The 20370-nt window shown below is 71.7% G+C and carries 21 protein-coding genes; 12 read left to right on the top strand and 9 right to left on the bottom strand.

Annotated elements, in window-relative coordinates; all coding sequences use genetic code 11:
- Window positions 1-621 carry a DUF305 domain-containing protein gene (locus tag IEY82_RS21725; RefSeq protein ID WP_189126014.1) on the bottom strand — a complete coding sequence of 207 codons (621 nt, stop codon included), beginning with the start codon at window positions 619-621 and terminating at the stop codon, window positions 1-3.
- A gap of 122 nt (window positions 622-743) precedes the next feature.
- Between IEY82_RS21725 and IEY82_RS21720 the strand changes: the two genes are divergently transcribed.
- A complete protein-coding gene (locus IEY82_RS21720; RefSeq protein ID WP_189126013.1) occupies window positions 744-1445 on the top strand; it encodes a thioredoxin-like domain-containing protein in 702 nt (233 codons plus the stop codon).
- A 129-nt stretch (window positions 1446-1574) separates the two neighbouring features.
- Here IEY82_RS21720 and IEY82_RS21715 read toward each other — a convergent pair whose 3' ends face one another.
- Window positions 1575-2303 (bottom strand): aspartate/glutamate racemase family protein, encoded by a 729-nt coding sequence (locus tag IEY82_RS21715; RefSeq protein WP_189126012.1) that lies wholly within the window; start codon window positions 2301-2303, stop codon window positions 1575-1577.
- A 63-nt stretch (window positions 2304-2366) separates the two neighbouring features.
- Between IEY82_RS21715 and IEY82_RS21710 the strand changes: the two genes are divergently transcribed.
- Window positions 2367-2999: a helix-turn-helix domain-containing protein gene (locus tag IEY82_RS21710; RefSeq protein ID WP_189126011.1), complete on the top strand. Its 633-nt coding sequence runs from the start codon at window positions 2367-2369 to the stop codon at window positions 2997-2999.
- A 7-nt stretch (window positions 3000-3006) separates the two neighbouring features.
- On the opposite strand, the gene ald is transcribed toward IEY82_RS21710, so the two are convergent.
- Complete coding sequence (ald, locus tag IEY82_RS21705; protein WP_189126010.1) at window positions 3007-4122, bottom strand: alanine dehydrogenase; 1116 nt, start codon at window positions 4120-4122, stop codon at window positions 3007-3009.
- Between the two features lie 170 nt (window positions 4123-4292).
- Here ald and IEY82_RS21700 point away from each other — a divergent pair, with 170 nt between their 5' ends.
- On the top strand, window positions 4293-5222 hold the full coding sequence (locus tag IEY82_RS21700) for an excalibur calcium-binding domain-containing protein (protein WP_189126009.1): 930 nt from the start codon (window positions 4293-4295) through the stop codon (window positions 5220-5222).
- Window positions 5223-5225: 3 nt separating this feature from the next.
- Here IEY82_RS21700 and IEY82_RS21695 read toward each other — a convergent pair whose 3' ends face one another.
- Genes IEY82_RS21695 through IEY82_RS21685 form a run of 3 tightly spaced genes read right to left on the bottom strand, consistent with a single transcriptional unit; the run spans window position 5226 to window position 9072 of the window.
- On the bottom strand, window positions 5226-6611 hold the full coding sequence (locus IEY82_RS21695) for an NCS2 family permease (protein ID WP_189126008.1): 1386 nt from the start codon (window positions 6609-6611) through the stop codon (window positions 5226-5228).
- A 53-nt stretch (window positions 6612-6664) separates the two neighbouring features.
- Window positions 6665-6898 carry an EF-hand domain-containing protein gene (locus tag IEY82_RS21690; RefSeq protein ID WP_189126007.1) on the bottom strand — a complete coding sequence of 78 codons (234 nt, stop codon included), beginning with the start codon at window positions 6896-6898 and terminating at the stop codon, window positions 6665-6667.
- A 17-nt stretch (window positions 6899-6915) separates the two neighbouring features.
- Window positions 6916-9072: a molybdopterin cofactor-binding domain-containing protein gene (locus tag IEY82_RS21685; RefSeq protein ID WP_189126006.1), complete on the bottom strand. Its 2157-nt coding sequence runs from the start codon at window positions 9070-9072 to the stop codon at window positions 6916-6918.
- 94 nt (window positions 9073-9166) lie between these two features.
- Here IEY82_RS21685 and IEY82_RS21680 point away from each other — a divergent pair, with 94 nt between their 5' ends.
- The 5 genes from IEY82_RS21680 (at window position 9167) to IEY82_RS21660 (ending at window position 15486) form a co-directional block, all read left to right on the top strand.
- A complete protein-coding gene (locus IEY82_RS21680; protein WP_189126005.1) occupies window positions 9167-10648 on the top strand; it encodes a PucR family transcriptional regulator in 1482 nt (493 codons plus the stop codon).
- Window positions 10649-10965: 317 nt separating this feature from the next.
- A complete protein-coding gene (locus tag IEY82_RS21675; protein ID WP_189126004.1) occupies window positions 10966-12249 on the top strand; it encodes a helix-turn-helix domain-containing protein in 1284 nt (427 codons plus the stop codon).
- 44 nt (window positions 12250-12293) lie between these two features.
- A complete protein-coding gene (locus IEY82_RS21670) occupies window positions 12294-12917 on the top strand; it encodes a copper resistance CopC family protein (RefSeq protein ID WP_189126003.1) in 624 nt (207 codons plus the stop codon).
- The gene (locus IEY82_RS21665) at window positions 12914-14890 is read left to right on the top strand and encodes a bifunctional copper resistance protein CopD/cytochrome c oxidase assembly protein (protein ID WP_225263550.1); all 1977 of its coding nucleotides are present in this window, start codon (window positions 12914-12916) and stop codon (window positions 14888-14890) included. The genes IEY82_RS21670 and IEY82_RS21665 overlap by 4 nt, the downstream gene beginning before the upstream one ends.
- A 203-nt stretch (window positions 14891-15093) precedes the next feature.
- A complete protein-coding gene (locus tag IEY82_RS21660; protein ID WP_189126002.1) occupies window positions 15094-15486 on the top strand; it encodes a sensor histidine kinase in 393 nt (130 codons plus the stop codon).
- Here the strand turns inward: IEY82_RS21660 and map are convergent.
- Window positions 15473-16321, bottom strand: coding sequence for a type I methionyl aminopeptidase (map, locus tag IEY82_RS21655; RefSeq protein WP_189126001.1), 849 nt, complete (start codon window positions 16319-16321; stop codon window positions 15473-15475). The two genes, IEY82_RS21660 and map, sit on opposite strands and share 14 nt — an antisense overlap.
- A 23-nt stretch (window positions 16322-16344) precedes the next feature.
- Between map and IEY82_RS21650 the strand changes: the two genes are divergently transcribed.
- Window positions 16345-16530 (top strand): hypothetical protein, encoded by a 186-nt coding sequence (locus IEY82_RS21650; protein ID WP_189126000.1) that lies wholly within the window; start codon window positions 16345-16347, stop codon window positions 16528-16530.
- 25 nt (window positions 16531-16555) lie between these two features.
- Here the strand turns inward: IEY82_RS21650 and IEY82_RS21645 are convergent, their stop codons facing one another.
- Window positions 16556-16807 carry a CBU_0592 family membrane protein gene (locus tag IEY82_RS21645; protein ID WP_189125999.1) on the bottom strand — a complete coding sequence of 84 codons (252 nt, stop codon included), beginning with the start codon at window positions 16805-16807 and terminating at the stop codon, window positions 16556-16558.
- A gap of 73 nt (window positions 16808-16880) precedes the next feature.
- Here IEY82_RS21645 and IEY82_RS21640 point away from each other — a divergent pair, with 73 nt between their 5' ends.
- A complete protein-coding gene (locus tag IEY82_RS21640; RefSeq protein WP_189125998.1) occupies window positions 16881-17822 on the top strand; it encodes a LysR family transcriptional regulator in 942 nt (313 codons plus the stop codon).
- 14 nt (window positions 17823-17836) lie between these two features.
- On the opposite strand, the gene IEY82_RS21635 is transcribed toward IEY82_RS21640, so the two are convergent.
- Window positions 17837-18415, bottom strand: coding sequence for a hypothetical protein (locus tag IEY82_RS21635; protein ID WP_189125997.1), 579 nt, complete (start codon window positions 18413-18415; stop codon window positions 17837-17839).
- 225 nt (window positions 18416-18640) lie between these two features.
- Between IEY82_RS21635 and npdG the strand changes: the two genes are divergently transcribed.
- Both npdG and lgt read left to right on the top strand, forming a co-directional pair.
- Window positions 18641-19294 carry an NADPH-dependent F420 reductase gene (gene npdG, locus IEY82_RS21630; RefSeq protein WP_189125996.1) on the top strand — a complete coding sequence of 218 codons (654 nt, stop codon included), beginning with the start codon at window positions 18641-18643 and terminating at the stop codon, window positions 19292-19294.
- A gap of 91 nt (window positions 19295-19385) precedes the next feature.
- Window positions 19386-20264 carry a prolipoprotein diacylglyceryl transferase gene (lgt, locus tag IEY82_RS21625; RefSeq protein ID WP_189125995.1) on the top strand — a complete coding sequence of 293 codons (879 nt, stop codon included), beginning with the start codon at window positions 19386-19388 and terminating at the stop codon, window positions 20262-20264.
- The last annotated feature ends 106 nt before the right edge of the window (window positions 20265-20370 follow it).

Below are 20370 nucleotides of genomic sequence, written 5' to 3'. Positions count from 1 at the left end.
CTACGGCTGCGCGCCCCGATGCCCGAGCATGTCGGTCATCAGCTTGATCTCGCCGCTCTGCCCCTTGACGATCTTCTGGGCCATGTTGACCACCTCGTCGCGGTCGGACAGCTTCAGCAGGCCCTCGGCCATCCGCACCCCGCCCTCGTGGTGGCGGATCATCAGCTGCAGGAAGAGCACCTCGGCCTCGGTGCCCTGCAGCTCCTTGAGCTTGGCCAGCTCCGCGGCGCCGGCCATGCCCGGCATCACACCGGGCTCGGCGGCCTCGGTCGTCGCGGCGCCGTGGCCGTGGCCGTGCATCCAGGCCATCGGCCGCAGGTCGGTCGACAGGCCGAGCCCCCACTGCTCCAGCCAGCCGATGAACATGCCGCGCTGCGTGGACTGCGTGGTGATGATGTCGAAGGCCAGGTTGCGGATCTCCTTGGACTGCGTCTTGTCCCTGATGATGAACGACATGTCGACGGCCTGCGCGTGGTGGACGCTCATGTCGCGGGCGAACCCGGCCTCGGCGGAGGTCTCGGCCGGGTCCGCGCCTCGGCCGAGCACGAACAGGAGGACCGCCGCGCCGGCGATCAGCACGGCGCCGGCGATGAGCAGTGGGTTCTTCGCGGGATTACGCATGGCGAGTCCAGCCTATCCATCTCGTACGAGAAGGGAGGAACGATCGCTTTCGACCGCCTTATTCTCCGCATACGCCCGGAGGGCATAGGGTGACCCGAGATTGGCAGGCTGATGGAGGAACGATGAAGGAGAAGGCGCAGGCGCGGCGGGAGCATCTGCAGCGGATGCGGGCCGAGCAGCAGCGCAAGGAGCGTCGCACCGCGTTCCTCATGTGGGGGTCCGGGGGCGCCGTCATCGTGTTGCTCGTCGGTCTGGTCGGTTTCTACCTGGTCAAGCAGTCTCGGGAGACGTCGCTCGACGCGGTGGCCAACTACTCCTACGAGTCCGCGCAGCACGTGTGGAAGCCGGTCTCCTACAAGGAGTCGCCGCCCGTCGGCGGTGAGCACAGCAACTACTGGCAGCAGTGCGACATCTATGCCAAGCCGATCCACAGCGAGCACGGGGTGCATTCCCTGGAGCACGGCGCCATCTGGATCACCTACCGGCCCGACCTGCCCAAGGCGCAGGTCGACAAGCTGACCGAGGTGGCCACCTCGACCGGCCAGCAGGAATACATGCTGATGAGTCCCTTCCCGGACCTGCCGGCGCCGATCGTGGCCTCCTCCTGGGGACACCAGCTCAAGCTGGACAGCCCTGACGACCCCAAGCTGGCCGCCTTCATCAAGAAGTTCCAGAACGGCAAGGACACCCCGGAGCCCGGCGCCACCTGTGGTGGGCCCGACGCCATCACCACCACGGCCGACGTGGCTCCGCTGCCGCCCGAGCCGCAGGGACAGACGCCGATGGAGACGCTCTCGCCGAGCGCCAGCCCCACCGGCCAGTGACGACCGGCCGGTGACGACCGGCCGGTGACGACCGGCCGGTGACGACCGGCCGGTGACGACCGGCCAGTGACGACCGGCCAGTGACGGCCGCCCGCCCCGGCAGGTTCTGACCCGGGGCGGCGTCGCCGGTCAGCCGGCCACCGGGCCGCCGCGCCACGTGGGCGGCGGCCGGTCGCCCACGGCGACGTCGTAGGCCGCGCGGGCCAGCAGCCGGGTCGAGTCGAGCGTGGGCAGGGGAGAGACCTCCGGGGTCACCAGGAGCGGGATCTCGGTGCACACCAGCGCGACCGCGTCGCAGCCCCGCCCGGCCAGTCGTTCGACGACGCGCACGTACTCCCGCCTGGACTCGTCGGTGAAGACGCCGTTCACCAGCTCCTCGAAGATGATCCTGTTGACCAGGTCGCGGTCGGCCGGGTCCGGCACCTCGGTGGCGATGCCACGGGCGGCCATCGCGCGGGGGTAGACGGGGCCGTCCATGAGGTACGTCGTGCCGAGGACGCCGACCCGCCGGCGGCCGTCGGCTGCGGCCTGCTCGGCGACGACCTCGGCCAGGTGCAGGCCGGGCAGCGCGAGCTCCGGGCCGGGGTGTTCGAGGGCCAGGTGCGCGGTGTTGTCGGGGCAGGCGAAGAAGCCGGCACCCGCCCGGGCCAGCCGGTCGACGCTGGTCGACAGCGTGGCCCTGATCGAGGCGTGATCGCCCGCCTCCCACGCGGGCATGCTGCGGCCGAAGGCGATGTAGTCGAGGGTCACGTCGGGGTGCTCGTGGCGGCCGGTCCGCCGGAACCCCTCCTGGCAGTAGGCGAGGAAGCAGAGCGCCGCGCCCTCCGTGCTGTGGGCGAGGATGCCGAGGTGTCCCATGATTGTCTCCGGATCGGCTCAAGGGTTCGTTGGGGCGAACGTCCGCGCACTAGGCTGAACGCGATGGACGGTGTTCGTCAAGCCGAACAGATCGACTTCTGGAGCGAACAGGTGAGAACCGGTTCCGCGAGCGAGGGCGTGCGGGCGCCCTCCGACCTCATCGGGCTGATCGCCGGGGCGATCCGGCGCGAGCGCGCCCGCGCCGGGCTGTCGCTGACCGAGCTGGCCAGGCGGGCGGGGCTGGCCAAGTCCACCCTCTCCCAACTCGAATCCGGCACCGGCAATCCCAGCGTGGAGACGCTGTGGGCGCTCGGCTCCGCGCTCGGCGTGCCGTTCAGCGCGCTGGTCGATCCGCCGCGGCCGGACGTCCGGGTGATCCGGGCCGGCGATGGGCCGGTCGCCCACTCCGAGCAGGCCGGCTACGCGGCCACGCTGCTCGCCTCCTGCCCGCCCAACGCCCGGCGCGACATCTACCGGATCGTGGCCCAGCCGGGCCGGGCCCAGCTCTCGGCCGCCCACCCGCCGGGCACCAGCGAGCACGTGGTGCTGAGCAGCGGCCGGGCGCTGGCGGGCCCGGCCGAGGAGCCGGCCGAGCTCGGGCCCGGCGACTACGTCCGCTATCCCGGCGACACCCCGCACATCTTCCAGGCCCTGCGGGCCGACACCACGGCGGTGTTCGTGATGGAGCACCTCTGAGCGGGCGCTATTCGAGGACGTCCTCCAGCGGTATGGACTCCAGCCGGTGCGCCTCGGCGACCGGCCTGCTCGTCAGGCGTCCCTCGTGGGTGCTCAGGCCGAGCGACAGGGCCCGATCTTGGCGCATCGCGTCCCTCCAGCCCAGGTCGGCGATGGCCAGCGCGTACGGGAGCGTCACGTTCGTGAGCGCGTACGTCGAGGTGTGCGGCACGGCGCCGGGCATGTTGGCCACGCAGTAGAAGATCGAGTCGTGCACCGGGTAGGTCGGCTCGGCGTGCGTCGTCGGGCGTGAGTCCTCGAAGCAGCCGCCCTGGTCGATCGAGATGTCCACCAGCACCGAGCCCGGCCTCATCCGGCTGACCAGCTCGCTGGAGACCAGCCGAGGCGCCCGCGCGCCGGGGATGAGCACCGCGCCGATCACCAGGTCGGCGCTCAGGACCGCCAGCTCGATCTCCAGCGAGTTGGAGGCCACGGTCTGGCAGTGGCCCTGGTAGATCATGTCCGCCTGGCGCAGCTTGTCGATGTTCCGGTCGAGCAGCAGCACCTCGGCCTGCATGCCGAGCGCGATGGCCGCCGCGTTCATGCCCGACACGCCGGCCCCGATCACCACCACGCGAGCCGCGTGCACCCCGGACACGCCGCCCATCAGCACGCCCCTGCCGTCCTGCGAGCGCATCAGATGGTAGGCCCCGACCTGTGGCGCGAGCCGGCCGGCGACCTCCGACATGGGCGCCAGCAGGGGCAGCGCGCCATCGGGGGTCTGTACGGTCTCGTAGGCGACTCCGGTGACGCCCGCGTTGAGCATCGCCATGGTGCACGCCCGTGAGGCGGCCAGATGGAGGTAGGTGAACAGCACCTGCCCCTTGCGCATCCGGTGATACTCCTCGGCCACCGGCTCCTTCACCTTCAGGACCAGATCGCCCTCGGCCCACACCTCGTCCGCCTCGCCGACCATGGTCGCGCCGACCGCCTCGAAGTCGGCGTCGGGCAGCGCCGAGCCGACGCCCGCCCCGCGCTCGACGAGGACCTGGTGGCCGTGCCGGATGAACTCGTGCGCACCCGCCGGGGTGAGCGCGACGCGATACTCGTTGTCCTTGATCTCGCGGGGAACGCCGACCTTCATGGGGCCACTTCCGTTTCACCGGGCGCCGGTGACTGCCGTCGCCCTGTCCTCGTTCCTCAGTTCCGCCGCCTGTCACGAGAGAATTGAGGATTGTTCTGCTGATTACCTGGGTTCTGCCCGTCCTCGATAAGCTCACCCGCAGCCCGAACCTCAGGATGGTGTCGTCAAGGATGGACAGCCCGGGAGAGAGCCCCTCCGCGGTCAGGGAAGAGCCGCAGGCCAGCCGAGTGACCACCATCGTGCTGATCGTCTCGCTCGTCCTGGTCGTGCTCCTGGCCGGTGTGGCCGGCACCGTGGCCGTGCTGATGACCAAGAGTCCCGACGCCCCGTTCCTCGGGGGCACGCCGCCGCGCCGGCTGGCCACGCCCATCCACTTCGCCCCGGTCCGCGAGACCAAGGCGGCTCCGTGCCCCGGCGTCCAGGCCGTGCTCGACGAACGGCAGACCACCTGCTACCTGTTGGAGGACGGGGTCACGGTCAACGCCGTGCAGCGGATCGCCCCGGTGCGCGAGAAGGACGGCACCTACTCGGTCCGCGTCGCGATCGCCCCCGCCTTCCGCGACAAGGTGGCCGAGCTCATCGACGAGCTGGTGACCGACCAGCGTCAGGTCGCCGTCGTGCTGGTGCCCGCGACCGTGGTGGCGGCGCCCATCGTCACCCAGAGCATGGACGGCGACAGTCTGAGCATCGCCGGGTTCACCAAGGAGGAGGCCGACGCGATCGCCGCCCGCCTCCTGGGCGACCCGGCGGGCGCGGGCACTCCCGGCCCGAACCCATCCGACCTGGGCAACCCCGACCCCGGTCCCCCGAACACGGGCGACCCCGGCACGGGTGTCCCCAACACGGGCGTCCCCGGCACGGGCGATCCCGGTACGGGCGTCCCCAACACCGGCGTGCCTGACACGAGCCTGCCCGTCTCGACGGGCCCGGCCGCCCTGGAGACCGGTGACCGCCCCACGCGCGACCGCCGCTACGCCAGCTGCAAGGAGGCCGTGGCGGCCGGCGACGGCCCCTACACCAAGGGCGTCCACCCCGAATACGCCTGGTACGTCGACGTCGACGGCAACGGCGTGGCCTGCAACACCCCCGACATCCGCTAGCACTCAGCCGAAGAGGTTCTGCAGCGCGGAGATCCCGAAGTACGCGAGGAAGACCAGCGACACGACCCAGAGCAGCCACGGGATCTGGGCGCGCTTGCCCCGCGCCGCCTTGATGAGCGTGTACGTGATCACCCCGGCCCCCACCCCGTTGGTGATCGAGTACGTGAACGGCATCAGCGCGATCGTCAGGAACGCCGGCACCGCCAGTTCCAGGTCCTCCCACGGCACGTTGCGGCTCTGCGTCATCATCAGCGCCCCGACGAGCACCAGCGCCGGGGCGGCGGCCGCGGCGGGCACCACGGCCGCCAGCGGCGTGAAGAGCAGCGTGAGACCGAGCAGCGCGCCCGTCACGACGGAGGCCAGCCCGGTGCGCGCCCCTTCGCCGACGCCCGCCGCCGACTCCACGAACACCGTGTTGGCCGACGCGCTCGTCACCCCGCCGACGACGCCCGCGACGCCGTCCACGGTGAGGATGCGGCCCAGCCTCGGCACCCGGCCGCGTTCGTCGACCAGCCCGGCCTCGTCGCTGACGCCGATGATCGTGCCCATGGCGTCGAAGAACCCGGACAGCACCAGGGTGAACAGCACCACGGTGGCCGTCAGCGCGCCGGCCCGGGCGAACCCGCCGAACACGTCCACCTGCCCCACCAGCCCGAAGTCCGGCGCGGCGACCAGCGACTCCGGCATCCGCGGCGTCACCACGCCCCACGCCCCGGGCGCGATGGTGGCCAGCGAGTTCACCGCCACGGCCACCACGGTGGTCACCGCGATGCTGATCAGGATGGCCGCCGGGACCCTGCGCGCGTACAGGACGATCATCAGGAGCAGGCCGAAGCAGAAGACGGCGACCGGCCAGCCCGTGAGGTGCCCGGTCGCGCCGAGCTGCACCGGAGTGCCCGTCCCCGTGGTGACGAACCCGGCGTCGACCAGCCCGACCAGCGCGATGAACATCCCGATCCCGACGCTGATGGCATGCTTCAGCGCCAGCGGGATCGCGTTCATGATCAGAGTGCGCAGGCCGGTCACGGCGAGCACGATGATGACCACGCCTTCGAGCACGACCAGGCCCATCGCCTGCGGCCAGGTCATGTGCGGGGCGGCCTGGTAGGCGACGAGGGCGTTCAGCCCCAGCCCGGCCGCCAGGCCGAACGGCGCGTTGCCGGCGAACGCCATCAGCAGCGTGCTGACGGCCGCGGCCAGGGCCGTCGACGTGGTCAGCTGCGCGATGGTGAGCCGGGCGCCGGTGACGTCCTGCGCGCCGGCCAGGATGATCGGGTTGAGCAGGATGATGTAGGCCATCGCCATGAAGGTGGTGACCCCGCCACGCATCTCGCGGCCGGCGTCGCTTCCCCGCCCGGACAGCTCGAAGAGCTTGTCGAGCACAGCCATCCCCCCTCATGATCAGGGGGAATCGCGGCAAACCTACCCGGCGGGAGAGATGATCACGCTTTCTCGTGCTTGCCGCCGCCCACCAGGGCGGCGAACTCCTCCAGCCCGATCTGGCCGTCGCCGTCGCGGTCGGCCGAGGCGATGAACGCCTCGATCTCCTCGCTGGTGGCGCCCTGGGCGCCCAGCGCCAGGTTGACCTGCCTGATCTCGGCGGCCGTCAGCAGGCCGTCGCCGTCGCTGTCGAACCGCTCGAACTCCGCCTTGGCCGCTTCACGCGCGTCCGTCATCGGAACCTCCCCGTCTGTCAAACCAGGGCGATATCTTCCGGTCTGATGGGAACGCGCGTCAACTCGCGGCCCGTAGCCGCCCGCACCGCCGCCGCGATGGCGGGCGTGGACGACAGCGTGGGCGGCTCGCCCGCCCCGCGCAGTCCGTACGGCGCGGCGGGGTCGGGATTCTCCAGGATCGTGGTCACCATCGGCGGCATGTCGAGGATGGTGGGGATCAGGTAGTCGGTGAACGACGGGTTCAGCACCTGTCCGTCGCGCAGCCGGATCTCCTCCATCAGCGCCAGCCCGAGCCCCTGCGCGGACCCGCCGTGGATCTGGCCCTCCAGCGCCTGCGGGTTCAGGATCCGGCCCACGTCCTGGACGGCGGCCAGCTCGACCACCTTCACCAGGCCCAGCTCCACGTCCACGTCCACCACGGCCCGGTGCACGCACAGCGCCAGCTGGGTGTGCGAGTCGCCCTGCCCCGTCTCGGGATGCAGCGGGTAGGTGGGCCGGTGACGGTACTCCCGCGTCTCCTCGATCGGCCCGAACCTCTCCAGCGCCTCCCGGGCGGCCAACCCGTCGAACCGAGCCCGTACGGCTTCGCAGGCCGCCTTCACCGCGCCACCGGTGACATAGGACTGCCGGGAGGCCGAGGACGAGCCCGCCGAGCCGACCGCCGTGTCGGCCGTGGCCACGGTCACGTTCTGGACGCCCAGCTCGGTGCGGGCGATCTGGGCCTGGACGGTCACCAGGCCCTGCCCGACCTCGGCCGCCGCGGTGTGCACGGTGACGTGCGGCTCGCCGCCGACCAGCTCGGCCCGCACCCTGGCCGTCGAGTAGTCGTCGAAGCCCTCGGAGAAGCAGATGTTCTTGATGCCCACGCCGTAGCCGACGCCACGCCGTACGGACTCGCCGTGGGTGGTCTGCGAGACGCCGCCCGGCAGCGCGCGCAGGTCGGCGGCGGCCGGGCCGGGCAGCGGCATCGCCTCCAGCTCGCGCAGCATCTCGGCGAGCGGCGCGGGCGAGTCGATCACCTGGCCGGTGATCAGCGCCGACCCCTGCGACACGGCGTTGCGCACCCGGATCTCGACCGGCGACAGCCCGCACGCCTCGGCCAGGCGGTCCATCTGCGACTCGTAGGCGTAGCAGGCCTGCACCGCGCCGAACCCGCGCATCGCCCCGCACGGCGGGTTGTTGGTGTAGACGCCGGTCGCCACGACCCGCACGTTCGGCACCTCGTACGGCCCCACGCCCAGCGAGGCGGCGTTGCCGACGACCGCCGGCGAGGAGGAGCAGTAGGCGCCGCCGTCGAGCAGGATGTCGGCCTTGACGTACACGAGCCGGCCGTCACGGGTGGCGCCGTGCTCGTAGCGCATCCAGGCGGGATGGCGGTGCACGTGACCGAAGAAGGACTCCTCGCGGCCGTACACGATCTTCACGGGGCGGTTCAGCCGCAACGCCAGCATGCAGGCGTGCACCTGCATCGACAGGTCCTCCCGGGCCCCGAAGGCGCCGCCCACCCCGGAGAGCGTCAGCCGTACCTTCTCCCGCGGCAGGCCGAGGCACGGCGCGAGCTGGTCGCGGTCCACGTGCAGCCACTGGGTGGCGATGTAGAGGTCGACGCCGCCGTCCTCGGCCGGGACCGCCAGCCCCGACTCCGGCCCCAGGAACGCCTGGTCCTGCATGCCGACCTCGTACTCGCCGGTCACCACGACGTCGGCCTCGAACGTGCCGCCGACCACGACCGGCTGCCGCCTGACGAAGCTCGTGGCCGCGCGCGGGTCGGTCACCGCCTCGCGCGGCTCGTAGTCCACCACGATCGCCGCCGCGGCCCGGCGCGCGGTCTCCGGATGCTCGGCCGCCACCAGAGCCACCGGTTCGCCTTGGTAGCGCACCTGGTCGACGGCCAGCACCGGCTGGTCCTTCAGCTCCAGGCCGTAGTGCTTCTCGCCCGGCACGTCCTCGTGGGTGAGCACGGCGAGCACGCCGGGCATCGCCAGCGCGGGCCCGACGTCGATCGACCGGATCCACGCCGAGGCGTGCGGGCTGCGCAGCGTCACGCCCCACACCATGCCGTCGAGCCACAGGTCGGAGGCGTAGGCGAACTCGCCCGTCACCTTGAGCGTGGCGTCGGGCCGCCGCGCGCTCGCGCCGACGTCCTGCCGCGTCACACCCGCCGTTTCGGTCATTATCCGAGTAGAGCACCGGCGGGGCCGGTCAGCCTATGCGCGGGACGTGAAATCGGAGTCAGCACTTGACGGGATGCCTTGTATATTCCTCCAAGTGCGCATAAGGGACCTGCTGGCCGTCGACGGGCTGAGTCTCACGCTGCTCACCGGTGACCCCGGCCGCGAGTTCCACACCGTGCACATCACCGACCTGCCCGAGCCCGGACGCTACCTGTCGGGCGGCGAGCTGGTGCTCACCGGGCTCATGTGGCGGCACACCCCCGCCGACTCCGCCCGGTTCGTGGCCGCGCTGGTCGAGGCCGGGGTGTCCGCGCTCGGCGCGGGCCGCGCCCGGCTGGGCCACATCCCGGCCGACGTGGTCGCGGCCTGCGAGGAGGCCGGGCTGCCGCTGCTCGACGTGCCCACCGAGGTCTCCTTCCGGGCGATCGCCGAGCGCGTCGCGTCCCGCCTGCCCGGCGACATGCGCGCCGCGCTCGGCCGCCACCGCAGGCTGGTGGCCGCCGTCGCCGAGGGCGCCGGCCTGCCCGATCTGTTCGAGCTGACCGCCGCCGAACTCGGCGTCACGGGCGCGGTGCTCTCCGCGTCCGGCGAGGTGATCGTCGGCTCCGTGGACGATCCGGTACGGCTCGCGCGGGCCTACCTGACCGCCGCCCGGCTGCCCTGCCCGGCCGGCCGCCACACGGTCTTCGACGTGGGCAGCGGACACCGGGCGGCGGGCTGGCTGCTGGCCTGCGACGGTGACCTGATGGACCGGCCCGACCTCGGCTACGAGCTGGCCGCCTGCGTGGCCCTCGAACGCAGCCGGATGGAGGAGGGCCGCCGGGTCGAGCGGCGGCTGACCGAGCAGCTCGTCAGGGCCGCCCTGGCCGGCGCCGACCCGGCCGAACTCAACGCGGGGCTGCGCACCTGCGGCATCGACGCCGCGGAGCCGTACGCGGTGGCGCACCTCACCGTGCCGCAGCCGGACGCGCGACGCGGGCCCGGCCCGGCGGCGCTGGGCGGGCCGGTGCTGGAGGAGCTCCTGGGCCGCGAGGTCGTCGCGGCGGCGCACGCGGACGGCGCGGTGGCGCTGGTGCCGCTGCGCGGCACGACCGTCGCCGGGCTGGCGCAGCGGCTGCGCCGCGGCGTGGAGGTCCTGGCGGCCCTGCCCGACGGCCACGTCTGCGTCGGGCTGAGCGGCGAGCTGTCCGGCGCGGCGGCCGTCAAGGGCGGCGTCGAGGAGGCCGGTCACGCCAGGAGGCTGGCCGAGGCCCGCTCGGGCGGCGTGGTGACCAGCGACGAGATCTACACGCACGCGCTCCTGCTGGCCACGGTGCCGGGCGACGTGCGGCGGTCGTTCGCCGGACGCCTGCTGGGGCCGCTGGCCGACTATGACCGGCTGCACCAGTCGGAGCTGGTGCGGACCCTGGGCACCTTCCTCGACTGCGCCGGGTCGTGGCACGCGTGCGCCGAGCGGTTGCACGTGCACGTCAACACGGTCCGCTATCGGATCAGGAGGGTCGAGGAGCTCACCGGCAGGGATCTGTCAGCGATGGCGGACAGAGTGGACTTCTTCCTCGCGCTGCGGGCGGGCTGATCGGGAGAAACCCGAACAGCGCCCCCCACCCCGCAGGCCGCGGTGTGTGCGGCACCAGGCATGGACCTTCATGGTGGGGGACGTCGTCGGCCGTCAGTGCGGACGGCTCGGGCTAGCAGCAGGAGGGGACTTCGAATTGTGCCGATATCGCAGGCGCGACAGGAGACGAGTCGGCCATCGCGGTCGTAGCATTGCTTCCTACGGCCACCACGGCCGTGAGAAACGTGCCTACTACGGACAGGGCAATGCGCGTGCGCATGGGGGTTCTCCCTCGCCTATGTGTTGTTCGGACGTAATCATCTCAGGGAGTAGCAGCTGTGACTACATCTGACCTGGTCGGACTCCGCATCAAGACAGTGAGGCGGCAGCGCGGGCTGTCGCAGGCGCAGCTCGCACACCCAGAGTTGTCGGACAGCTACGTCTCCTTGATCGAGAGTGGCAAGCGTACCCCGACTCCGGCCGTCCTGGAGTTGCTGGCTCAGAAGCTCGACTGTTCGCTCTCCTATCTCCTCAACGGAGTCACCGCCGAGCAGCTGGAGGACATCGAGCTCGCGCTCGGTTACGCGAGGCTCGCCCTCGAGAACGGTGAGGTGCGGGAGGCCCGCACCCGCTTCGGTGAGCTGCTGGCGAACAACAACCTGACAGGTCTCACGTCGCTCCGTCAAGACACCGAATTCGGCCTGGCGCTGGCCATGGAGGCCTGCGGCGAGCTCGACGAGGCGATCGACGTCCTCAACAGGCTGCGGGCCGAGGAGCTCGGCGCGGAGCGCCACATCGACGTCGCGATCGCCCTGTGCCGCGTCTACCGGCAGAGCGACCGGCTGAGCGAGGCGGTCAAGGTCGGCGAGGCGATCCTCGGCGGTTCGTCGCGGCCGGCCTGGTCCGACGGGCTGATGGAGCTCGGCGCGACCCTGCTCATCGCCTACCTGCACAGCGGCGACCTGCTGCGCGCCCGCCAGTTCGCCGCCGAGCTGCTCAACGCGGCGGAGATGCTCAACACCCCCCGCTCGATCGTCGCGGCCTGCTGGAACGCCGCCGTCGTGGCCGAGAGCACCGGCCACGGTGAGGAGTCGCTGAGCTTCGCCGAGCGCGCACTGGCCATCCAGTCGGAGAACGGCCAGCCGCGCAGTCTCGCCCGCACCCGTGTGGCGTACGCCACCCTGAAGCTCCGGGTCCGCCCCGACTCCGTCGACGAGGTCCGCACCGTGCTGCTGCGCACCGAGCAGGAGCTGGCGCAGACGTCGGCGAGCACCCTCGACCGGGCCAACACCCAGGTCGAGCTCGCCCGCATCGAGATCATGGCGGGCAACCTCGAGCGGGCGATCGCCCACGGCCGCGCCGGGCAGGAGCTGCTGCCGACCACCGCCCGCGCCCTGGAGGCCGAGGCCCACCTGCTGCTGAGCCGCGCCCACGGCGGCCTCGGCGACCTCGCCTCCGCCGAGCGCGAGCTGGCCGCGGTGCGTGAGTGGCTCACGCCGCTGCCCGACTCCCGCCGCGCGGCCGGCACCTGGTACGCCGCGGCCGAGACGATGGAGCAGCTGGGCGACACCCACGGCGCGGTGGAGGGATACCAGCGGGCCCTGGCCTGCGCCGGTCTGTGACTGAGTCCCGGACCGTGGGGCGGCGTCGGTAGCCTGGGGATGCCATGAAGAGAACCCTGCTCACGTCCCTCACCGCGATCCTCGCCGCCCTGCTCGTGATCGGCGCCGCCGTGCCCGCCCTGGCACACGACGCGCTCAAGCGCAGCGACCCGGCCAAGGGCGCGACGGTCAAGAAGATCGACGAGGTCACGCTCGAGTTCACCGCGAAGGTCCGCATGCCGTTCGTCATCGTCCGTGCCGCGGACGGCGCCGAGCACCAGCTCGGCGCCCCCACGGCCGACGGCCCGGTGGTGACGCAGCGGCTCGGCGGCACCCTGCCCGACGGCGCCTACACGATCGCCTACCGCGTCGTCTCCTCCGACGGTCACCCGGTGGAGGGCGAGATCCCGTTCACCGTCAAGGGCGCGCCGCCGACCGCCGAGCCGACCGCCGAGCCGTCCGCGGCGCCGTCCGCGTCGGCTGAGCCGACCGCCGGATCCGCGGCCGAGCCCACCGCCGCCCCCACCGCCGAGCAGACGGCAGGACAGGTGTCGCAGCCGGACGCCACGCAGGCGGCGTCCCAGGAGGAATCCTCGGTCGCGTTCCCCGTCTGGCTGCTCGTCGTCGTCGGGGCGCTGGCCGGCATCGGGGTCGGGTTCCTGCTCAGCATGCGCAAGAAGAAGCCGTGACGAGGGCCGCGCGTCTGGCGGTCGTCGCGTCCGCCGCGTCCGTCGCCGGACTGGTGATCGCCATGATCGTGGGAGGCGCGGCCTTCCCCCGGATCATCGCCGGGCTGCCCGACGCCGGCGTGATCACCCGGTGGGGGCTGCCGCTGTCCAAGCTCGCCATGGACGTGGCGGGCGTCCTCACCGTCGGCCTGCTGCTGACGGCCACCATGCTGCTGCCCAACGACAAGGGCGTGCTCGGCCGCGACGCGCTGCGCGACGTGCAGGCCGCCTCGTGGACCGCGGTGGCCTGGGGCGCCGCGGCCTTCCTCACGCTGCTGTTCGGCGTGGCCGACTCGTGGGGCCGGCCGGTCACCCAGGTGCTCACCGGCAACTACCTGACCAGCTACGCCACCCAGACCAGCCAGGGCATCGCGCTCACGCTCGTGGTGCTGTTCGCGATGGCGATCGCGCTGTTCTCGCGCGGGGCCATCACCGCGGGGGCGTCGGCCGCCCTGCTGGTGCTGGCGCTGGTGACGCTGCTGCCGCCGGCGCTCACCGGCCACTCCGCCTCCTCGCCCAACCACGACCTGGCCGTCTCCGGCCTGTCGCTGCACCTGCTCTCGCTCGCCCTGTGGGTGGGCGGGCTCGTCGTCGTCGCGCTGCACGCCGTGCGCGGCCTGCCTCGGCTCGACATCGCCGCCGCCAGGTTCTCCAGGCTCGCCCTGTGGTGCTACGTCGGCGTCGGCCTGTCCGGCGTGTTCAGCGTCATCGCGCGGCTGGCCAACGTCTCCGACCTCTGGACGTCGTCCTACGGCCTGCTGGTCGTGGCGAAGATCGTCGCGTTCGTGCTGCTCGGCTACGTGGGCTGGTGGCACCGGCAGCGCACGCTGGTGAGCCTCGGCGAGGGGCGGCCCCACGCGTTCACCCGGCTGGCGGGCGGCGAGACGCTGCTCATGCTCGCCACCATGGGCCTGGCCGTCGCGCTCTCGCGCACCGCGCCGCCGCCGGTCATCCTGCCCGCCGACCGCGCCTTCGACCTGCTCGGCTTCCCGATGCCGCCGCCGATCACGGTGGGCAACGTCCTCTCGCTCTGGTGGCTCGACCTGTTCTTCGCGCTGGTCGCCGCCGCGCTGGCCGGCCTGTACGGCGCCGGGGTGGTCAGGCTGCTCAGGCGTGGCGACTCCTGGCCGTGGGGACGCACCGTGTCGTGGTTCGCCGGTGTGGCGATCCTGGTCTTCGCCACCCAGAGCGGCCTGGCCCGCTACGCCAAGGTCATGTTCGACGTGCACATGATCGAGCACATGACGCTGTCCATGATCGTGCCGATCTTCCTGGTGCTCGGCGGGCCCGTCACGCTCGCCCTGCGCGCGATCCGGCCGGCCGTCAGGCGGGGCGACCGCGGGCCGCGCGAGTGGCTGACGACCATCCTGCACAGCCGGGTCGTCCGGGTCCTCGCCCATCCGGCCATCGCCACCGCCCTCTTCATCGTCTCGACCTACGCGCTCTACTTCACGCCGTTGTTCGCCTCGGCCATGGAGGAGCACCTCGGGCACATCTGGATGACCCTGCACTTCCTGATCAGCGGGTCGCTGTTCTTCTGGGTCATCATCGGGGTCGACCCGGCGCCGCACCGCCTGCCGTACGTCGGCAAGCTCCTGACGCTGTTCGTGACCATGCCGTTCCACGCGTTCTTCGGGGTGGCGCTGATGATGACGGGCACCCTGATCGCGTCCGGCTGGTACGAACAACTGGGCCGCACCTGGGGAGAGTCGCTGCTCCAGGAGCAGCAGAACGGCGGGGCGATCGCCTGGGGGTTCGGTGAGATACCGACGCTCATCGTGCTGCTGACCATCGCCGTCCAGTGGTACAAGGACGAGGACCGACAGGCCCGCCGGGCCGACCGGCGGGCCGACCGCAGCGGCGCGGGTGACCCCGAGCTCGACTCCTACAACGCCTACCTCGCCCGCCTCAACCGTGCCGACAAGGGCGAGTAACCGGATGGCAAGGGCCACATAACCGGAGGCAACACGGCTCCGAGCAGCCGGGTAGCCTTGCCTGAAGGGGAGACGGGCATCACTTCCACAGCTGGACGCGCAGTTCACCGGGGGATCGCGCGCCGCGCGGAAACGCGGGCTGCGGGGGGCCGGCGATGCTCGGGTGCTCAGGAAGGCGAGTTGAGTTGTCCAAAGAGACACGCATGCGTGGGGGACGAAGCCTGGCCGAGGCGCTCGAATGCGATGTGACGGAGTGGTCCGAGCGCACCGGCATCCGTGTGGAGAGGTGGGCGCTGCCCGCCACCGACGTGCCGTCGCGCATCGCGCAGGCGGTGCTGACCGCCATCCGCGAGGCGCTGGCCAACGTCGAGGCGCACAGCGGCGCCGAGGTGGTGTCGATCGCGGTGACCATCGGCGGTAGCGGCCTGCGCATGACGGTGAGCGATCACGGCGCCGGGTTCGACCCGGGCAGGGCCGGGGGGCGGGGCATCGCGCGGATGCGGGCCGCCTTCACCGACGTCGGCGGCAACCTGTCGGTCAACAGTGTGCCGGGTGAGGGCACCACGGTCACCGGCGCGGTGCCTAAGGCAAGGTGAGGATCTCGCTGCCGGTCTCGGTCACCATGATCGTGTGCTCGAACTGCGCCGTGCGCTTGCGGTCCCTGGTCACCGCGGTCCACTTGTCGGGCCAGATGTCGTAGTCGATCGTGCCCAGCGTCAGCATCGGCTCGATGGTGAAGGTCATGCCCGGCACCAGCTCCACCCGCAGCGACGGGTCGTCGTAGTGGGGCACCATCAGACCGGAGTGGAACGTCGTGCCGATGCCGTGACCGGTGAAGTCGCGCACCACTCCATAGCCGAATCTCTTGGCGTAGGCCTCGATGACCCGCCCCACCACGTTGAGCTGCCGGCCCGGCGCCACCGCCTTGATCGCCCGCATCATGGCCTCGCGGGTGCGCTCGACCAGCAGCCGCGACTCCTCGTCGACCTCGCCCACCAGGAACGTGGCGTCGGTGTCGCCGTGGACGCCGCCGATGAACGCGGTGATGTCGACGTTGACGATGTCGCCCTCGCGCAGCACGGTGTCGTCGGGGATGCCGTGGCAGATCACCTCGTTGATCGAGGTGCACAGGGACTTGGGATAGCCCTTGTAGCCGAGCGTGCTCGGGTAGGCGCCGTGGCCGATGAGGAACTCGTGGCCGACGCGGTCGAGCTCGTCGGTGGTGACACCCGGCTGGACGTGCTTGCCCACCTCTTCGAGGGCCTGCGCGGCGATCCGGCCCGCCACGCGCATCCGCTCGATCGTCTCCGGGGTCTTGACGTCGGACTCGCCGGTCTTGGGGCGCTTCTTGCCGACGTACTCCGGCCGCTCGATGTGGGCGGGAACCTTCCGGATGGGCGAAACTCGCCCTGGCTGGAGCAGTGTCGTCATGAAACACGAGTCTACGGGGCAGAATGAGCCTCGTGAGCGATGGCCAGTGGTGGTTCTGTCTCAAGCACATGCGGGTCGAGCCCGAAAAGGGCTGCCCCAACAAGGACCGGATGGGTCCCTACGCGAGCGAACAGGAGGCCGCCGGCGCGCTGCAGCGCGCCGCCGACCGCAACAAGGCATGGGATGAGGCCGACCAGGACGACGACTGACCTCCGATCCCGGCCGGCTCGGCGATCACCGGGCGGTGGTGATCCGGACGAGCTTGACCAGGGCGACCACGCCGATCGCGGCCCACACCAGGTTGAGACCGGCCGACGGCCAGGCGTCGTTGTAGGCGCTGTTGACCATCAGGGTGATCGAGCCGACCACGTTGATGACCTGGTAGGCCACGCTGTCTCCGGACAGCCGCGAGGTCGAGATGAGGCCGTAGCCGAGCACGAGCAGGCCCGCGCCGAGCCAGCCGAGAGCGTCGAGGAGAAGATCCATGAGGGCCATTGTCCGAACCGGATGATCTGAAGCGCAATTAAAGAAATCTGCATGAGGGCGTAAGCTCTCCTGCATGGAGATCGACCCCCGGCGATTACGGGTGCTGCACGAGGTCGCCCGCCGAGGCGGAGTGATGCGGGCCGCCGAAGCCCTCTACCTGACCCCCTCGGCCGTCTCGCAGCAGCTCGCCCAGCTTGAGCGCGAGGTCGGGCTGGCGCTCATCGACCGCTCCCAGCGCCGCGTCTCCCTCACCCCGGCCGGCCGGGTGCTCGCCGGCTACGCCGAACGGGTCGAGGACGAGCTGGCCGAGGCGCGTCGCGAGCTCACCCGCTTCACTGAACGGCTGGCGGGCCCGGTGCGGATCGCCGCCTTCCCCACGGTGATCAAGCACATGCTGGTGCCGGCCATGCGTGACCTGGCCGCCCGCCATCCCCAGATCGTCCCGATCATCCACGAGGTGTACGGTCCGCCCGCGCTGCAGGAGCTGAGACTCGGCGCCGTCGACGTGCTGATCACCGAGCAGGACATGAGCCTGCCCGTGCTCGCCCAGCCGTCGCTGGCCACCCACGCCTTCTACGTCGACGAGTACCGCATCGTGATGCCTCCGGACTGGCCCGACCCGCCCCGTTCGGTCGCCGACCTGGCGGAGGTGCCGTGGGTGGCCGGCGAGCCCGGCCAGGCGAGCGGGCAGGCGCTGGACCGCCTGGCCGGGCTGCACGGCTTCGAGCCGCGCAAGGTGCACGTCATCACGGACTTCGGGCCCACGCTGGCGCTGGTGGCGGCCGGGCACGGGGTGGCGATCGTGCCCGCGCTGGCCCTGCTCGACGTGCCCGAGGGTGAGGTGCGGGTCAGCGATCTGCGCGACGTGGGGTCACGGCGGCTGGACGCCGTCACGCGGATCAGCCGCACCCGGTCGGGGCAGCCCGACCCCGTGCAGGCGGTCGTGATCAGCGCGATCGAGGACGCCACGGCGGCCCTCGACGCCACCCTGGTCGGCCACCTCCAGCCGCTCTGACCTCGTCGCCGGGGTCAGTCGTTGACGTGCGGACCGCTGACCTTCTCCAGCAGGCGGGCCAGTCGCTCACGCAGGCCGGGACGCCGGGGCTGCTCACCGGCGGCGGCGCTGACCAGGTGCTGGGCGCCGTCGAAGGTGACGGGCCCGCGCGCCGGCACGGCGATCGCGTCGTGGGCCAGCCCGGCCAGCTCGCCGTCGGCGCCCTCTAGCGCCAGGATGGTGGCCCCCGTACGGCGGGCGTCGTCGACGCGTTCGAGCAGCGGCACCGGAGCCTGGCGCTCGGTCACCACGAACAGCGTCTCGCCCCGCCCGGCCCGGTGGATGCGGTCGAGCCCGATCCGCAGGTGGGCAGGCGCGTCGGCGGGCGGAGCCCAGCGCACGAGCGTGGGAGTGAGCTGCGTCAGGCCCGACAGCCTCGCCTCGTCGTCGAGATGGGCGGTCAGGTGCCAGGGCTCCTCGTCGGGCGTGCCCACGAGCAGCAGGCCGCCCGGTGATCGCGTGGCCCGCAGTGCCAGGCCGAACTCCCGGGTGCGCTCGATCCAGCCCGTCTCGGCGAGAAGGTCTCGGAGCAGGGCCACCGATGCAGGGTCCATCAGACCATCGTGCACGACGGGCCCCGGCCGCGCCGACCGGTTGGCGACGTCCGGCGGCTCGTGCCGCGCCGGTGTCACCACCCGCTGGACGTCGCTCCCGGCGCCGGACCACGTCACGGGCGTCGTCGAGGGGGCCCGCCGGATCCGGCGCACCCTGCCCGAGCAGGGGAGTCAGGTGGGGGTGGCCCGAGGGTGGCTTTGAGGGGGGATGGCATGATGCCGCCTATGACTGACGTGAGCGGACTTTCCATCGGCATCCTCGGCGGCACCGGCGACCAGGGGAAGGGGCTGGCGCGGCGGTTCGCGCTGGCGAGGCATCCGGTGCTGATCGGATCGCGCAGCGCCGGGCGGGCGCAGGAGGCGGCCGACTCGATCGGGCACGGCGCGCGCGGCGCGGAGAACGCGGTGGTCGCCACCGAGGCGGACGTCGTGATCGTGGCGGTGCCGTACGACGGGCACAAGGCCCTGCTGGAGTCGCTGCGCGCCGAACTGGCCGGGAAGATCGTCATCGACTGCGTCAACCCGCTCGGCTTCGACAAGAAGGGCGCCTTCGCGCTGCCGGTCGAGGAGGGCAGCGCCGCCCAGCAGGCCGCCGCCGTGCTGCCGGACAGCCGGGTGGTGGCCGCGTTCCACCACGTGTCCGCCGTGGTGCTGATGGACCCCGCGGTGGACAAGGTGGACCTCGACGTGCTGGTGCTCGGCGAGGACCGGGAGGCCACCGACCTGGTGCAGGCGCTGGCGGCGGTCATCCCCGGGGTGCGGGGCGTCTACGGTGGCCGGCTGCGCAACGCCGCCCAGGTCGAGGCGCTGACGGCCAACCTCATCTCGATCAACCGCCGCTACAAGGCGCACGCCGGCATCCGCGTCACCGACATCTGAGCGGACGGTCGCAGCCGCCCGGCGGGCCGCGTCACGCACGATCAGGTCACAGACGCTGCCAAGTGAGGTCGGATCCACTAGCGTCGCCGCCATGCCCCTCGCGTTGATTCCCAGCCCTTCCGTGGGGGTCTGGCATCTCGGATTCATCCCGATCCGGGCCTACGCGTTGTGCTTCATCGTCGGAATCGTCTTCGGCGTCTGGCTGAGCGAGCGCCGCTGGCGCGCTCGGGGCGGCGAGAAAGGCACGATCAGCGACATCGCGGTTCCCGGGGTGATCTTCGGCCTGATCGGCGCCCGTCTCTACCACGTCGTCGTCGACTGGCAGACCTACTTCGGCCCACGTGCGATCAAGGAGCCCTACCAGGCGCTGTTCATCTGGGAGGGCGGGCTCAGCATCTGGGGCGCGGTCGCTCTGGGTGGCGTGGGCGTGTGGCTGGCCTGCCGCCGCCGGGGGCTGTCCCTCAGTGCCGTGGCCGACACGGTCGCGCCCGGCATCGCGTTCGGGCAGGCGATCGCCCGCTGGGGCAACTGGTTCAACCAGGAGCTGTACGGCGGTCCGACCACCTTGCCGTGGGGCCTGGAGATCGACCAGGCGCACGGAGGCGAGCCGGGCGTGCTCTACCACCCGACGTTCCTGTACGAGTCGCTGTGGAACGTGGCGCTCGGTTTCGGGCTGATCCTGGCCGGCAGGCGGCTCACGCTGCGACATGGCCGCCTGTTCGCCCTCTACGTCGCCGGCTATACGCTGGGGCGGTTCTGGATCGAGGGGCTGCGGATCGACCCGGTCGGCGGAGTGGACCACGCGGTGACGTTGCTGGGGCTGCGGATCAACCAGTGGACCTCGATCGTGCTGTTCGTCGGCGCGCTGGTCTATCTCTGGGCGACGCGTGACAAGGACACCGAGGAGATCCTGGTGCCGGCCTCGCCCCAGCAGGACGCCGGCACGTCCCGACCTCGTCCGCCTGAATGACCGTCATGCCGTCGGTTTCGCGGTCGTACAGCTGATTCATGGCGGGTCGGCTCTTCCGGACCGGGTGAGCCGGACGATCCTCGACGAGCCGATGCCGTTCCACCGG

The sequence above is a fragment of the Nonomuraea cavernae genome (assembly GCF_014646355.1).
GTDB lineage: Bacteria > Actinomycetota > Actinomycetes > Streptosporangiales > Streptosporangiaceae > Nonomuraea > Nonomuraea cavernae.
This window is presented reverse-complemented; position numbering and strand designations above follow the sequence as displayed.

Coding starts and splice junctions, on each gene's coding strand:
- IEY82_RS21725 (WP_189126014.1), bottom strand. CDS start 621: ATGCGTAATCCCGCGAAGAACCCACTGCTCATCGCCGGCGCCGTGCTG.
- IEY82_RS21720 (WP_189126013.1), top strand. CDS start 744: ATGAAGGAGAAGGCGCAGGCGCGGCGGGAGCATCTGCAGCGGATGCGG.
- IEY82_RS21715 (WP_189126012.1), bottom strand. CDS start 2,303: ATGGGACACCTCGGCATCCTCGCCCACAGCACGGAGGGCGCGGCGCTC.
- IEY82_RS21710 (WP_189126011.1), top strand. CDS start 2,367: ATGGACGGTGTTCGTCAAGCCGAACAGATCGACTTCTGGAGCGAACAG.
- ald (WP_189126010.1), bottom strand. CDS start 4,122: ATGAAGGTCGGCGTTCCCCGCGAGATCAAGGACAACGAGTATCGCGTC.
- IEY82_RS21700 (WP_189126009.1), top strand. CDS start 4,293: ATGGACAGCCCGGGAGAGAGCCCCTCCGCGGTCAGGGAAGAGCCGCAG.
- IEY82_RS21695 (WP_189126008.1), bottom strand. CDS start 6,611: ATGGCTGTGCTCGACAAGCTCTTCGAGCTGTCCGGGCGGGGAAGCGAC.
- IEY82_RS21690 (WP_189126007.1), bottom strand. CDS start 6,898: ATGACGGACGCGCGTGAAGCGGCCAAGGCGGAGTTCGAGCGGTTCGAC.
- IEY82_RS21685 (WP_189126006.1), bottom strand. CDS start 9,072: ATGACCGAAACGGCGGGTGTGACGCGGCAGGACGTCGGCGCGAGCGCG.
- IEY82_RS21670 (WP_189126003.1), top strand. CDS start 12,294: ATGAAGAGAACCCTGCTCACGTCCCTCACCGCGATCCTCGCCGCCCTG.
- IEY82_RS21660 (WP_189126002.1), top strand. CDS start 15,094: ATGCGTGGGGGACGAAGCCTGGCCGAGGCGCTCGAATGCGATGTGACG.
- map (WP_189126001.1), bottom strand. CDS start 16,321: ATGACGACACTGCTCCAGCCAGGGCGAGTTTCGCCCATCCGGAAGGTT.
- IEY82_RS21650 (WP_189126000.1), top strand. CDS start 16,345: ATGAGCCTCGTGAGCGATGGCCAGTGGTGGTTCTGTCTCAAGCACATG.
- IEY82_RS21645 (WP_189125999.1), bottom strand. CDS start 16,807: ATGGATCTTCTCCTCGACGCTCTCGGCTGGCTCGGCGCGGGCCTGCTC.
- IEY82_RS21640 (WP_189125998.1), top strand. CDS start 16,881: ATGGAGATCGACCCCCGGCGATTACGGGTGCTGCACGAGGTCGCCCGC.
- IEY82_RS21635 (WP_189125997.1), bottom strand. CDS start 18,415: ATGGACCCTGCATCGGTGGCCCTGCTCCGAGACCTTCTCGCCGAGACG.
- npdG (WP_189125996.1), top strand. CDS start 18,641: ATGACTGACGTGAGCGGACTTTCCATCGGCATCCTCGGCGGCACCGGC.
- lgt (WP_189125995.1), top strand. CDS start 19,386: ATGCCCCTCGCGTTGATTCCCAGCCCTTCCGTGGGGGTCTGGCATCTC.